General features: G+C 53.2%; 11 protein-coding genes. 1 reads left to right on the top strand and 10 read right to left on the bottom strand.

Annotated elements, in window-relative coordinates; genetic code table 11:
• Positions 1-26 precede the first annotated feature (26 nt).
• Positions 27-1,067, top strand: a complete 1,041-nt coding sequence (locus tag NW211_RS07620; protein WP_258327469.1) for a DUF6340 family protein — start codon at positions 27-29, stop codon at positions 1,065-1,067.
• Between the two features lie 88 nt (positions 1,068-1,155).
• Here the strand turns inward: NW211_RS07620 and NW211_RS07615 are convergent, their stop codons facing one another.
• The 10 genes from NW211_RS07615 to NW211_RS07570 all read right to left on the bottom strand — a co-directional run bounded on the left by NW211_RS07615 (position 1,156) and on the right by NW211_RS07570 (position 13,784).
• A complete protein-coding gene (locus tag NW211_RS07615) occupies positions 1,156-1,704 on the bottom strand; it encodes a cyclophilin-like fold protein (protein ID WP_258327468.1) in 549 nt (182 codons plus the stop codon).
• A 5-nt stretch (positions 1,705-1,709) separates the two neighbouring features.
• On the bottom strand, positions 1,710-2,294 hold the full coding sequence (locus tag NW211_RS07610; protein ID WP_087407329.1) for a DapH/DapD/GlmU-related protein: 585 nt from the start codon (positions 2,292-2,294) through the stop codon (positions 1,710-1,712).
• 10 nt (positions 2,295-2,304) lie between these two features.
• Complete coding sequence (locus NW211_RS07605) at positions 2,305-3,270, bottom strand: alpha/beta hydrolase (protein ID WP_258327467.1); 966 nt, start codon at positions 3,268-3,270, stop codon at positions 2,305-2,307.
• Positions 3,271-3,525: 255 nt separating this feature from the next.
• A complete protein-coding gene (locus NW211_RS07600) occupies positions 3,526-4,209 on the bottom strand; it encodes a hypothetical protein (RefSeq protein ID WP_258327466.1) in 684 nt (227 codons plus the stop codon).
• A gap of 28 nt (positions 4,210-4,237) precedes the next feature.
• Positions 4,238-5,524, bottom strand: coding sequence for a hypothetical protein (locus NW211_RS07595; RefSeq protein WP_258327465.1), 1,287 nt, complete (start codon positions 5,522-5,524; stop codon positions 4,238-4,240).
• 309 nt (positions 5,525-5,833) lie between these two features.
• Complete coding sequence (locus NW211_RS07590) at positions 5,834-7,096, bottom strand: phosphoglycerate kinase (protein ID WP_087407334.1); 1,263 nt, start codon at positions 7,094-7,096, stop codon at positions 5,834-5,836.
• Between the two features lie 95 nt (positions 7,097-7,191).
• On the bottom strand, positions 7,192-8,022 hold the full coding sequence (pyrF, locus tag NW211_RS07585) for an orotidine-5'-phosphate decarboxylase (RefSeq protein WP_087407750.1): 831 nt from the start codon (positions 8,020-8,022) through the stop codon (positions 7,192-7,194).
• A 13-nt stretch (positions 8,023-8,035) separates the two neighbouring features.
• A complete protein-coding gene (gene prfA, locus NW211_RS07580) occupies positions 8,036-9,148 on the bottom strand; it encodes a peptide chain release factor 1 (RefSeq protein WP_258327464.1) in 1,113 nt (370 codons plus the stop codon).
• A gap of 344 nt (positions 9,149-9,492) precedes the next feature.
• A complete protein-coding gene (gene glgP, locus NW211_RS07575; protein ID WP_258327463.1) occupies positions 9,493-12,048 on the bottom strand; it encodes an alpha-glucan family phosphorylase in 2,556 nt (851 codons plus the stop codon).
• Between the two features lie 32 nt (positions 12,049-12,080).
• Complete coding sequence (locus NW211_RS07570; RefSeq protein ID WP_258327462.1) at positions 12,081-13,784, bottom strand: glycogen/starch synthase; 1,704 nt, start codon at positions 13,782-13,784, stop codon at positions 12,081-12,083.
• Positions 13,785-14,151: the final 367 nt, after the last annotated feature.

Below are 14,151 nucleotides of genomic sequence, written 5' to 3'. Positions count from 1 at the left end.
GAAACCTGTGGTGGAAAGGAGATTTTATGATGAGAAAGTTTTTGTTTTTAATGGCTGCGGTCTCCCTGTTATTGACGGGTTGCCGATCGGTATCGGTCCTTTCGTTCGATGTGTGGCGACCGGCTAAAGTTACCTTCCCGCCGACCATCCAGCGCGTGACGGTCGTGAACAATTCGGCAGAGCCCAATGAAAAGGTAGGGAACAAATATACCGATATGTCGGGGCGTGAGTATACGCTGGTCGTTCCCCACGACAGCACCACCTATCGGTTGGCCGAGTGCATAGCTCTCGACTTGGCCGATGCGCACTACTTCCCCGAAATTACGATTTTCTACGACGACTCCATCACCTTGCCCAAGAGTCTCTATCCGTTGTTGTCGGCCGAACAGTTGGCCGTGATACGGGGTGGAGCCGACCAGACGGCAGTCGTATCGCTAGACCACACCGATATGGCCGTGAACATGGTGGACCAGACGGTGGTGGATGCCATGGGCGAAACCGTGTTCGTGACCGACCTCTCGGTGGCTACGACGTTGGGGGTGCGGGTCTACTGGCCCGATAAGGCCGAGCCTACTACCCAGATGGTGAGCGATACGGTCTACTGGCAATCGTTTGGCTATACGCCCGACGACGCCCACAGTTCGCTGCCTCAGATGGCCGGTTTCATTCAGGAGGCCATGCACCGCGTCTCCAAACGGGTGCGCGATCTCTTCATCCCGCATGTCGACAACGTAGAGCGGTATATCTACACCTCTACCGAACCGGCCTTGAAAGATGCCTATGACTTCTGGCAGCAGAAGAAATACACCGAGGCTTCGTATCTGTGGGAGTATGTCTACGAGGAGCAGAAGAGCACGACTCACCGGGCTATGGCTGCGGCCAACCTGGCGGTCTATAACGAACTGTTCGACCATTACGACGCCGCTATCGGGTGGGTAGAGAAGGCCATCACGCTTTTTGAAAAGAAGGCGAACGGCGAGACGTCCGATGTGGCCATGCTAAAAGATTACAAGCGGCAACTGCTCGAGCGGAGAAACGACAACTCTACCCTGCAACAGCAGATGTAGTGTATCGGTGAATAGAACAAAATCGGCGGAAGACAGAGAGTGTGAGACCCTTCTCCCGCCGATTTTTTGTGCGTATCGGTGGCTTCGGTTAGCGTTCGAACAGTGCCGTTACCGAGCCCGAACCTACGGCAGATGCCAGTCCGTCCGGGTTGTCTACCCGTCCGATGCGGGTGTAGCTGTATGAGGTCGAGAAGGTTTTGTAGAACAGCACAACGCACGACGAACCGTAGAGCATGATGTCGCCCGTCTGTATGGTACCCGGCGACGAGGCCTGAACAGGCAGGCTCTGGTCGAGGTATACATACTTTTCGTTGTTGTTCAGTTCGCTCATCGACAAGCTCATCGGCAGCATGGCGGCGAAGGCTTGGGCCGTAGCGTTATCGGCCAGTGTGGCCGTGAAGGTAGAGTTTCCTATTTTCAGTGTCATGGTTCGAGTGGTTTCGGGGCTGTCGCCGTTGTTATCGTCATTGTCTTCGTTATCACCGGGTGTATTGCCGGTATTGTCGCTGCTGTCGCTACTGCCTCCCGTCGGGGTATTGATTGTAGTCGTGGGGTCGTCGTTGCAATCGCACGCGGTAAAGGCCGGGCACGCGGTTGCGGCAAAGAGCAGGGCCAATGTCAAAAATAGCGGTCTCATACGCGTTATGCTTTAGATTCCTCTTCGGTTTCGATTACATGGATTAACCGGGCCGGAACACCGCCGACAACCGTGTTGGCTGCCACGTCTTTAGTCACAACGGCACCGGCTGCCACTACGGCATTGTCGCCGATGGTGACCCCTTGCAGGATGGTAGCGTTGGCACCTACCCACACGTTACGTCCCAACACGATAGGGGCGGGGTAGGTGGTTTTGCGGTCCTTGGGGGCGAGCCCATGGTTGAGTGTGGCAAATACGACGCCGTGCCCGATTTGGCAGCCGTCGCCGAGGGTGATGCCGCCGTGGTCCTGGAAGTGGCAACAGTCGTTGATAAAGACCTCTTCGCCCAGGTGTATGTTCTTGCCGAAGTCGGCATAAAGCGGTGGGAATACCCGAACCGTTGCCGGTATGGGTTGGCCGGTAAGTTGGGCAAGCAGTTCGCGTATCTCGTCGGGGGTGTGGTACGAGCCGTTCATCTGGCAGGTAATGCGCCGGGCCTCGTCGCTCATCTCGTTCATAAACTGTCCGATCTCGGGGCCGCAAAGCGGTTTGCGTTCGGCCGTATGTTTCAGAAATTCTTCGAGAGTCATGGCTGTCTCCTTATTTTAAGTATTGACGGAAGAATGCTTCGATTTTGTCGAAGGGAATGATGTCGGTGTGGTCGTACAGGTCGACGTGCGAGGCGCCCGGGATAATCAGCAGTTCCTTGTTGTCTCCGGTCAGTTTCTTGAAGGCATCCTGGCTGAAGTAGAGCGAGTGGGCCTTCTCGCCGTGAATCATGAGCACGGCACTGCGAATCTCGTTGCTGTACGTCAGCAGGGGCGTGTTGATGAACGAGAGGGCCGAGGTGACATTCCAGCCGCCGTTGGAGTTGAGCGAGCGTTTGTGGTATCCCCGCGGAGTTTTGTAATAGGCATAGTAGTCTTTGACAAACTGCGGAGCATCGTCGGGCAGCGGGTCTACCACGCCACCGGCCAAGGCATATGAGCCGTTGCGGGCATCTTCGGTGCGCTGGGCGTTGAGTTTCTGGCGCAGGGCGTAGCGTTGGTCGGCATCCATCGAGTCGAAATAGCCGTTGGCATTGACCCGGCTCATGTCGTACATGGTCGAGGTGACCGTAGCCTTGATGCGGGTATCGATGGCTGCAGCGTTGAGGGCCATGCCGCCCCAGCCGCAAATGCCCAGGATACCGATGCGCTCGGGGTCCACGTCGTCGCGTATCGACAGGAAGTCGACTGCGGCGCTGAAGTCTTCGGTATTGATGTCGGGCGAAGCCACATACCGGGGCTCGCCGCTACTCTCGCCCGTGTAGGAGGGGTCGAATGCCAGGGTGATGAATCCGCGTTCGGCTAGAGTCTGGGCATAGAGACCCGAGGCCTGCTCCTTCACGGCACCGAAGGGGCCCGATATGGCGATGGCCGGCATCTTGCCCTCGGCGTTTTTGGGGATATACATATCGGCGACCAGTGTGATGCCGAACCGGTTCTTGAACTCTACACGCTCGACCGTTACCCGGTCGCTCGGTGCAAACGTCTTGTCGTTCTCTTGTGCTTGAATCGTAGTCATTGCAAACAGAATTAAAAACAGGGTAATGATAAAATTTTTCGTATTCATTGTCTCTCCATGAGTGAAGGGTGGGTTCGAGTCCCTTTTCTCGAGTACAAAAATAGAGGGTATTTCCCGCTTGGGTTGTATACGATTTACGGTATTTCATACCTGAATCTTGGTTTCCCGAGTGGCCTGTTCCCGGTTGTTGTCGATAAGGAATCTCGGCTTTACCCCTTACCACGAAGAGAGTCCTGTTTCTATCCGGTTTGCCGGTCAATCGAATATGACACCGGGGTTCATCTCGGCCGGTGAGCGCCAGCGGATGCCGTAGTCTTGGAAGAGAATGCGTTGAAGCGTGGGCCAATAGACAAAGCAGAATCCCATGCCGCGAGGTTCGTCGGCCAGCAGGGCGTGAGCTTTCTCGTCGGCTTCCGCAATGACCTCTTCATATTCGGCCGTCCATTCTATGGGGTCTTTGCGCAGGTGGCCGTCCTCCTCAATATCGTCGAAGCGTTTCTGGTCGGCCGCCATGATGTTGAGCGCGTAGCGTGTGATTTCGGCATTGAGTGGGTCGATGCCCATCTCCAGGTCTTCGGCCCGGTCGTCGCCGACTCCTTCGATGGCCTCGCGCTCGAGTTCCATCAGCCGCAGGCTGAGGCGCGGGTGGTCATATAGGGCCATTCGGGCCCGGTGGCATACGTTCCCGGCCATTACCCGCTTCTCTTCGTCCTCGATAATTGCCGGGATGTATTTGGCAATCTCCCGGCACAAAGCGGCGTTTTTCCAAGAGGGGCCGAAATCCATGATGTATTCTTCGCACAGCAGCGCATCGGCACAAACCAGTTCGACGATGGCATCGGCATTGCCGGCATCTTTCTGCAACACGTCGAGTTGTTGGCGTCGTATCTCTTCCAAATCGGCAACCTGGTAAATTTTGCCGTCTATTTCTTGAGCCATGGTTGAGTGTAGTTAGGGAGTTAGCAAATTATATTTCACAATCGTATTGACGGGCAACGGCCTCGTAGCTGGCGATGAGTTCGGGGTCGGCCTGGTCGTCCTTGAGCATGTTCAGATAGGCGATAATCGATAGTCGGTGCCCTCGGTTGGCCGCCAGGCAATATTGCGAGAGGGCTGTCTTGTGGAAATTGTCGGCGCGTTCGTGGTCACCCTCCTTGCTCACGATTTCCGAGGCTATGTCGCAAATCCATCCCATGTAGTAGCGGCACCACAGCGAGCCGGCGTCGAGACCCTTCTGCATGTAGTCTACCAGGTTGTCGTCGAAGAAGCTCATGCCGTTCCTGAGGAAGTAGTTCATCAATACCAACCCGAGAATCTCGTAGCTCTCTTCGGCATCGGAATGCTCGTCGTAATATTTCGACAGCAAGTCGGCATACTCGGCCATCCGGGCATCCTTGTCGGGGTCGTCCATATCGGCCAGCCAGTCGTTGAGCAGGTTCTGTCCCTTGATGAGCAATCCCTCCCACGTACCGTCGGCAATCATCTGCTCGAGCAGTTCGCCGGCCATCTTCTCCTTGTGTCGGAAACCGTAGCGGGCCACGGCATCGAATATGCCCATGTCGGCACCATTCTCGCGGGCTATGGCGGCATAGCGGCATGCTTGCGGAATATGGCCCATGTAGGTGGCGGCATTGACCATCGACTGGAGTATGGCCAATAAGAGCCGTTCGGTGCGGTGCTCCAGGTCGAGCATCTGCTCGGCGGCCCATCGCAGATATTGCAGCGCATGGCTCATATCGACATTCCCGTACAAGGGTAGCATGTACATCCTGCCTATGCGATAGGCGGCCAGAGCGCGGTATTCGGGCCAGATTTTTTCGTCGTCGACTACCGACTGGTACAGTTGCGAGGCGCGGGTGAGGTATTCGCTGCCGGTCATGCCACTCTCGTGCAGGAAACTCCAGTGGTCGGGATTGGCAAACCAGTCGGCCGCATTCAAGGCCGATTGATAGTCGCCGGCTTCGCCCTCCCTTTGCCATTCCAGGACTGTCGCATACTCCTCTTCGAGGTTGGGGGTGGGAGTGCTGTCGTCCGATGGGTCGATAGCCTCTTTACACCGTTCGTATTGGGTACGGGCAGTATAGATGAGGTCGGTATAGTCTTCGTTGAGATCGCGCAACTTCTGCAATTCGAAGTAGCAGTTCCAAGCCCGTTCGGCCATATCGAGGGCTTCGTGATAGCGCCCCTCCTGATACAGGGTGCCGCTGGCGCTCAACGATGTTAATGCTTCTTTCTTCAGTTCGATTTTGTTCATGGTATGCGTAATGAGGGGGTATGACGATAAACAGATTGAGTCTCGGATACAATGAATAAGTCCCTATGATAATATCTCGGTGGCTAAAGGTATGGAAAATTTATAGGATTTCCATCGTTTTCGTGAAAAAAATGTAGGATAATTGCTGAAAACATAGCATTCCGTATCCGATTCTCCTCTTTTGTCTTCGAGTACAGAGCTGGGGTGAGATTGGGTTTGATGCTTATGCTTGCATGGGATAACCCCATAAAAAAAGCATCCGGAGAAAATCTTCTCCAGATGCTTCTGTATAGTTTATAAAGCAGGGTATTAGCCTTGAATAGCGGCGATACCGGGCAATACTTTACCTTCGATAGCTTCGAGCAGGGCACCGCCACCGGTCGAAACGTAAGAAACCTGGTCGGCCAGACCGAACTTGTTGATACAAGCAACCGAGTCACCACCACCAACGAGCGAGAAGGCACCGTTCTTCGTAGCCTCTACGATAGCGTCGGCAACAGCGCGCGAACCCGAGGTGAAGTTCTCAAATTCGAATACGCCCGTCGGACCGTTCCAGAGGATGGTTTTCGATTTCTTGATTACGTCGGCAAACAGAGCTTCCGATTTGGGACCGATGTCCATACCTTCCCAACCGTCGGGAATTTTGTCTACGTCGCAGAAGTCGGTGTGAGCGTCGTTCGAGAAGTCGTCGGCGATTTTGGCATCGACGGCCAGCACGAGGTTCACGTGGTTGGCTTTGGCTTTTTCAATCAGTTCGAGAGCCAGGTCGAGTTTGTCGTCCTCGCAGATAGAGTTACCGATTTTGCCACCCAGAGCTTTGGTGAAGGTGTAGGTCATACCACCGGCGATGATGAGGTTGTCGACTTTGGTCAACAGGTTTTCGATGATTTCGATCTTCGACGAAACTTTCGAACCACCCATGATGGCGGTGAAGGGGCGAACCATCTCTTTCATCACTTTGTTTACGGCAGCAACTTCTTTACCCATCAGATAACCGAACATTTTGTTTTCGGGGGTGAAGTATTCGGCCATCAGAGCCGTGGAGGCGTGAGCACGGTGAGCCGTACCGAAGGCGTCGTTTACATAAACGTCGGCCAGGCTGGCGAGGTCTTTGGTAAACTCTTTCTGGCTGGCTTTGATAGCTTTCTTGGCAGCAGCTTTTTCTTCGTCGCTGGCATCTTCGGCCAAGCCTCTGGGTTTGCCCTCTTCTTCGGCGTGGAAGCGGAGGTTCTCGAGCAGCAGCACTTCGCCCGGTTTCAAGGCAGCGGCAGCAGCTTTTACCTTGTCGCCTACGCAGTCGTCGACAAATTTAACCTCGGTGCCCAGCAGTTCGCTCAGGTGAGCTACGATGTGACGCAGAGAGAATTTATCTTCGGGACCTTTTTTGGGACGGCCCAGGTGCGAACCGATAATGAGGCTGCCACCATCGGCCAGAATCTTTTTCAACGTAGGCAAAGCCTTTACCATACGAGTGTCGTCGGTGATGTTAAAGTTCTCGTCGAGGGGAACATTAAAATCTACGCGTACAAATGCCTTTTTACCGGCAAAATTGTAATTGTCAATAGTTTGCATATCGTTTAATATTTAGTATGTAACTCGTTTCCGTTTGGCAAATTTAGGTAAAAATCGATTATCTTTTTACTATTAAATGCTATTTTCTTTAAAAATCAGAGTAATCCCTTGCTGTGCAACAGATGTTCCATCTCGTATTGTACCTTCAGGGCCTCTTCGCGGGCAGCTTGGGCGAAGGTTTCGTCGTTGGCCGCGTAGATGATTTTGCGCGATGAGTTAACAAGCAGGCCGCACTCGCTGTTCATTCCGTACTTGGCAACCTCCTCGAGACTGCCGCCCTGGGCGCCTACGCCGGGCACCAGCAGAAAGTTGTTGGGGGCAATGCGGCGCACATCCTCAAACAGTTGGCCTTGTGTGGCACCCACGACAAACATCAGTTGCTCGTCGGTAGCCCAGGTTTGGGCCGTGCGCAGCACCTTCTCGAACAGGCGTTCGCCGTTGGCATCGGTCGTCAGCTGGAAGTCGTGCGACCCTTTGTTCGAGGTGAGGCCGAGCAGGATGACCCACTTGTCGGGGTAGCCGAGGAAGGGCTTCACGCTGTCTTCGCCCATGTAGGGGGCCACGGTCACGGCGTCGAGGTCGAGGTGGCAGAAGAAGCTGCGGGCATAGAGTTCCGAGGTGTTGCCGATGTCGCCCCGTTTGGCGTCGGCAATGATAAACTGGTCGGGGTAGTTCTCGCGCAGGTAGCTGACGGTTTTCTCGAAGGCCGTCCAACCCATCACGCCCAGGCTCTCGTAGAAAGCCAGGTTGGGTTTGTAGGCTACGCAGAGGTCGGCCGTGGCGTCGATAATCGCCTTGTTGAAGGCGAAGATGGGGTCTTCGTCTGACTTCAGGTGTTCGGGAATCTTCTGGATGTCGGTATCCAGTCCCACACAGAGGAAAGATTTTTTCCGCTTGATATTCTCGAATAGCTGTTTCTTGTTCATGATTATATGCAGATTATAATTCACTCTCTTTGAGTCGCTCGGCGTTTTCGGCCACGATGAGGTGGTCGATGCAGTCCTGTATGTCGCCGTCCATGAAGGCTGCCAGATTGTAGATGGTGTAGTTGATGCGGTGGTCGGTGATGCGTCCCTGCGGGTAGTTGTAGGTGCGAATCTTGGCCGACCGGTCGCCCGTCGATACCATGGTCTTGCGCCGGCTGGCGATGTCGTCGATGTATTTCTGGTGCTCCTTGTCGTAGATGAACGAACGCAACCGCGAGAGGGCACGCTCCTTATTCTTGGGTTGGTCGCGGGTTTCGGTACACTCGATGAGTATCTCTTCCGTCTCGCCGGTAATGGGGTTCTTCCAGTTGTAGCGCAGCCGTACGCCCGACTCTACCTTGTTCACGTTCTGACCGCCGGCACCGCTCGAGCGGAAGGTATCCCATTTGATTTCGCCCTCGTTGATTTCCACGTCGAACTCTTCGGCTTCGGGCAGCACGGCTACCGTGGCGGCCGAGGTGTGTACGCGTCCCTGGGTTTCGGTGGCCGGTACCCGTTGCACGCGGTGTACGCCCGACTCATACTTGAGGGTACCGTATACGTTGTCGCCGGTTACGGTGAAGATAATTTCTTTGAACCCGCCCGAGGCACCTTCGCTGTAACTGCTTACCTCGGTCTTCCACCCCTTGGTCTCGCAATACTTGGTATACATGCGGAAGAGGTCGCCGGCAAAGATGGCAGCCTCGTCGCCGCCCGTTCCGCCACGTATCTCGACGATGGCGTTTTTGCTGTCTTCGGGGTCGGCCGGTACGAGCAGCAGCTTTATCTCCTCCTCGAGTTGCGGCAGTTGGGCCGTGCACGATTCGAGCTCGTCCTTGGCCATCTCGCGCATTTCGGGGTCGTTTTCGCTGTCGAGTATCTGTCTCGATTCGTTTATTCCGTTCAGCAGTTGTTTATAGCGTTTGGCTGCTTCCGATATTTTTTCGAGTTCCCGGTATTCTTTGGTGAGTTTTACATACCGTTTCATATCGCCTATGACGGCAGGGTCGGTGATGAGAGTCCCTATTTCTTGAAATCGGATAAGCAATCCCTCTAATTTTTCCAGTAGTGAATTTTGTTCGCTCATGAGGTTTATGTTTGCTTTGCGATATTTGCTTTGTGCAAAGATACGAAATTCGCACGATTTATTTTAACGGTAAGAGGGAAAAGATGACTCGGTGCAGGGACGGGGCATTGCCTGTCGTCTCGACGCCGGGTCATCTTGATATACAGAGTAGTAGTTTGGGGATAAAACGCATGTGTGGAAATAATGTTTGTCGAGACGAAAAACTTAACGAGCTTTAACAAAAACAGATCGCCAGACTCCCGTGCGGGAATCTGGCGATAGATGGTATAGGGTCGGGAGAATGTTGGTCGGGAGCCGCCCTCATGCGAAGCAGAGTGTGGTCCCTCTCTCCACGACGACTCCGATTAGAACCAGCGGACGTATGCCAAATCTTGACGATGGGGCAGGTCGGGGTTCTGGGGGAACATGCGGAACGAGTAGCGGAATACACCCGAGTCGTTGAGCAGGTAGCGCAACTTGTAAGTCACCTTGGTGCCATCGGTCTGTACCGGTTTCATTTCGAGAGTCTTGTACGGTTCGGTATTGCCCTCTTCGGCATTGGCGATGACGAGTTCTACACCCAGGCAGTTGCCCAAGCCCTTGTTGTCGAGAACGACTGTCATCTCATACTCTTCGCCTACGTGGGGGTTGTAGAGCAGACCGTCGGGAATCGATACCGAGCAGATTTCGATGTCGTTCCATTTCGATACGAACTCCTCTTTCCAGGCGGCAATCTCTTTGGCTTTGGCATAGTTGTCGGCCTTGAGCAGGTGAGTACGCTTGCCCTCTTTCAGGTAGAAGCGGTCGATGTAGTCGTGCAACATGCGCTCCATGGTGAAGTGGGGAGCAATCTTGGCAATCGAGTTCTTGATGTATTGAATCCACTCGGGAGAGTAGCCTTTGCTGTTCTTGGCGAAGTAAAGAGGAACGATTTGGTTCTCGAGCATCGAGTAGATGGTAGCGGCATCGAGTTTGTCTTGCTGTCCTTGGTCCTGGAAAGTGCGTTTGTCGGTCAGCGCCCAGCCGGCACCCTCTTTGTAACCTTCGTACCACCAGCCATCGAGTACCGAGAAGTTGAGCACGCCGTTCATTTCGGCTTTTTCGCCCGACGTACCCGATGCCTCGAGCGGACGGGTAGGCGTGTTCAACCAAATATCCACACCCGAGATAAGCCGTTTGGCAACCTTCATGTCGTAGTTCTCGAGGAAGATGATCTTGCCCAGGAACTCAGGCATGCGCGAGATTTCGACAATCCGTTTAATCAGACCCTGGCCGGCACCGTCGGCGGGGTGAGCCTTACCCGAGAAGATGAACTGTACCGGGTAGTTGGGGTTGTTGACAATCTTGGAGAGACGGTCGAGGTCGGTAAAGAGCAGGTGTGCACGTTTATAGGTGGCAAAACGACGGGCGAAGCCGATGAGCAGGGCGTTGGGGTTGATTTTCTCGAGAACCGAAACGATGCGCGAGGGGTCGCCCTGGTTTTTCAGCCAGGTTTCGCGGAAGTCGTCTTTCACGAATTTCACGAATTTGTTTTTCAACGTCTGACGGATATTCCAGATGATTTCGTCGTCTACGTCGTAAATCTTCTCCCACATCTTGGGGTCGGACTGGTGATCCATGAAGTCGGGACCGAAGGTCTTTACATAGAACTCTTTCCACTCCAAAGCGGCCCAGGTAGGCATGTGTACACCGTTGGTTACGTAGCCTACGTGCAGTTCGTCGGGGCTGTATCCTTTCCAGATGGGTTGGAACATCTTTTGCGATACCTTGCCGTGGAGCCAGCTTACACCGTTCACCTCCTGGCAGGTGTTGCAGGCAAATACACTCATCGAGAACTTCTCGTTGGTGTCGGGGTTTTCGCGACCCATGTTCATCAGGTCTTTCCATTCGATGCCCAGTTTGGCGGGGAACTCACCCATGTACTTGCCGAAGAGCGACTCGTCGAAGTAGTCGTGACCGGCAGGTACCGGCGTGTGTACCGTATAGAGCGACGAAGCACGCACTACCTCGAGGGCTTCGCCGAATTTCAGATGTTCGTTTTGTACATAGTCTACCAACCGTTGTACATTCAGCAGGGCAGCATGGCCCTCGTTGCAGTGGTAGAGATCGGTCTTGATACCCAGCTTGTTCAGCATCAAGATACCGCCGATACCCAGCAGATACTCCTGTTTCATACGGTTTTCCCAGTCACCGCCGTAGAGCTGGTAGGTGATGGAGCGGTCCCATTCGCTGTTCGAGTCGAGGTCGGTGTCGAGCAGATAGAGTTTGATGCGGCCTACATTCACGCGCCAGATGTGGGCATAGACAATGCGGCCGGGGTAGGGAACCTCGAGTACCATAGGACGGCCGTCTTTTTCGGTCATCTGCTCGATGGGGAGCTGGTTGAAGTTCTGGGCCTCGTAGTTGGCAATCTGCTGACCGTCCATCGAGAGGGTCTGCGTGAAGTAGCCATAACGGTAGAGGAAGCCAACGGCCGTCATATCGACGTTGCTGTCGCTGGCCTCTTTCAGATAGTCGCCGGCCAGAATACCGAGACCTCCCGAATAGATTTTCAGCACGTGGCTCAAGCCATATTCCATGCTGAAGTAGGAAATCGACGGTACATCCTTCCGCTTCTCTACCTGAAGATATTTTTCGAAATGATCATACACCTCTTTGATGTCGTGCATGAGCTGTTTGTCCTTAGTGATTTCTTCGAGTCTTTCGTACCCGATGCGTTGCAAGAATAGAACGGGGTTCTCGTGAACCGCTTTCCACAAATCCTTATCTATCGATTTAAACAAGTTTTTGGCCTCACTATTCCATGACCACCATAGATTTTTTGCTAAGACTGCCAGGCAGCTCAATTCTGCCGGAACTTGCGATTTAACAGTAATATCACGCCAGTTAGGAGTGTTTGTGTTGCTTACTTGTACTTTCATAATAGAATATTGAATTTATTATTAAGTCTTTTCTACATTAAATTATCCGAGTTATCCGAGTTGTCCGAGGGCTTTCGCAGAGCCGACTTTTTCAGCGCTATGTGGAAGGCCTTCGTGTAGTAGGTAATAAAGTTTTTCCATTCGGCTTCGAGCGAAACGGCCGTGGCTGCCTGCGATATTTTTTCGCGTTGTGCCTTTCCGCAGTGGCTCAGGGCAAGGATGGTGTCGGCCAGCTCTTCTGATACCTCTACGAAATTGAAGTCGCTGCGGTGCAGCACCTTTACGCCCGATTTCTTCAACCCCTGTTCCTGGCGGCTGTTGATCCATTGGCCGAATCCCGAGAGGTCGGTCGTGATGGTGGGCACCCCGAAGGCGATACTCTCGAGCGGGGTGTAGCCCCACGGTTCGTAGTACGAGGGGAATGCCGTGGCATCGAGGCCGATAAGCAGGTCGTAGTACGACAGGTTTACAATGCCGTCGTCGCCCGTCAGGTACGACGGGATGAAGACAATCTTCAGCCGGCTGCCGGCATGGTTGTCGAGATGCAGATAGTGTATCTGGTTCACCACACTGTCCTGGTCGTAGTTGTGCAGGGTGTGGGTGATAAAGGGTTCGGGCAGAGGTGTAGTCTCGTGGACCTGTCGATTCAACCGGTCTTGCAGGTCGGCCCGGGGAACATCGATCCAGGCCGGCACCAGTACGAAGGCTACGATTTCGCGCTCCAGGTCGGGACTCTTGGCTATGCGTTCGACCGCATCGACAAAGAGGTCGATACCCTTGTTCTTGTATTCATATCGTCCCGAGGTGGCAATCAGGTATGCGTTTTTGTCGGGACGTTCGCCCGTGAGCGCTTCGGTGATGTCGAAGAGCCGTTGGCGGGCCACTTTGCGACGCTCCTTGTAAACCTCTTCCGAGGGAACGAAATTCCGTTCGAATCCGTTAGGGGTTACGATGTCGGGTTTGCGGTCCAGCAGTTGGGTACACTCCTTGGCCGTGATTTCGCTCACTGTCGTGAAGCAGTCGGCTTCGATGGCCGCCGTTTTCTCCAGCGAGTGCTTCGATACGATGTTCAACTGTTCGGCCATTTGGTCGCCGTTGTAGCCGGCCAGATAATCGTACAGCGGTTTCCCGTTGCCGGCAATCGAGCGACCTATCGAGGTGGCGTGTGTGGTAAAGAGGGTAGCCACCTGCGGCAAGGTGTATTTGATATGCAACAACCCCATGCCGGTCATCCACTCGTCGAAGTGGGCTACTACGTTGTATTTCTCGCCATGGATAAATTTGTAGTAGCTCTCGATAACCAGCGCCGAGGCGTAGGCAAAGGCACACGACTCGTCGTAGTCGCCATAGGCCGGCAGTGAGTTTACGCCGTAGCGGTTCCACATCTCGCCATAGAGATCGTTTTTATAGGCATAGAGCGGTTTGAAGTCTACCAGAATCACGATAGGGCGACCCGGTACATTCCAGCGGCCCACCTTTACCTTCATGTTCTGCGGCAGACATGCCTCGCGTTGCCACTCTTTCAATAGTGTTTTCGAGCGTGTGAAATAGGGTGAGGGTTTATCGCCCCAGACATCGGGGCCTATAAAGATGACTTTATCCTTATATTGTTTTTGCAGAGTCTTTGCTTTGGTCGAAAGTACCGTATAGATACCGCCTACCTTGTTGCAAACCTCCCAACTAACTTCAAAAATATAATCAGGTACGAGTTGTTTTTCCATTACTGTAAAAATCATTCCCGGTTGTTTCTTGGGAAATGGAGAGTGCAAATTTAGAGAAAATATTTTGTAACACAGCGATAAAAAAAATTTTTTGCAAATTCTTATCACGATAAAACGATGACCCGTGGAGTAAAAATCGACTGCTCTCCCTTTTACAAAAAGGGGTTTGTCTGCTTCAAAAAGTCGTATCTGTTTTATAAAGAATATAAAAAAACGGAGTCGATGTTCCATTTGAGTTATCTCGGCCGGGCATGGAGTTTCGTGTGGTTATATATAAATGTATATCGATTGTCGTATATCCTTTTGGCACCATTTCATAAATAAATAGAGCACATGGTTTGAATTTTACTATCTTCTTATTATTTTCGCTATCGCAATAAAG

It is taken from the genome of Barnesiella sp. ET7, from assembly GCF_024733785.1.
GTDB classification, from domain to species: domain Bacteria; phylum Bacteroidota; class Bacteroidia; order Bacteroidales; family Barnesiellaceae; genus Barnesiella; species Barnesiella merdigallinarum.
This window is presented reverse-complemented; position numbering and strand designations above follow the sequence as displayed.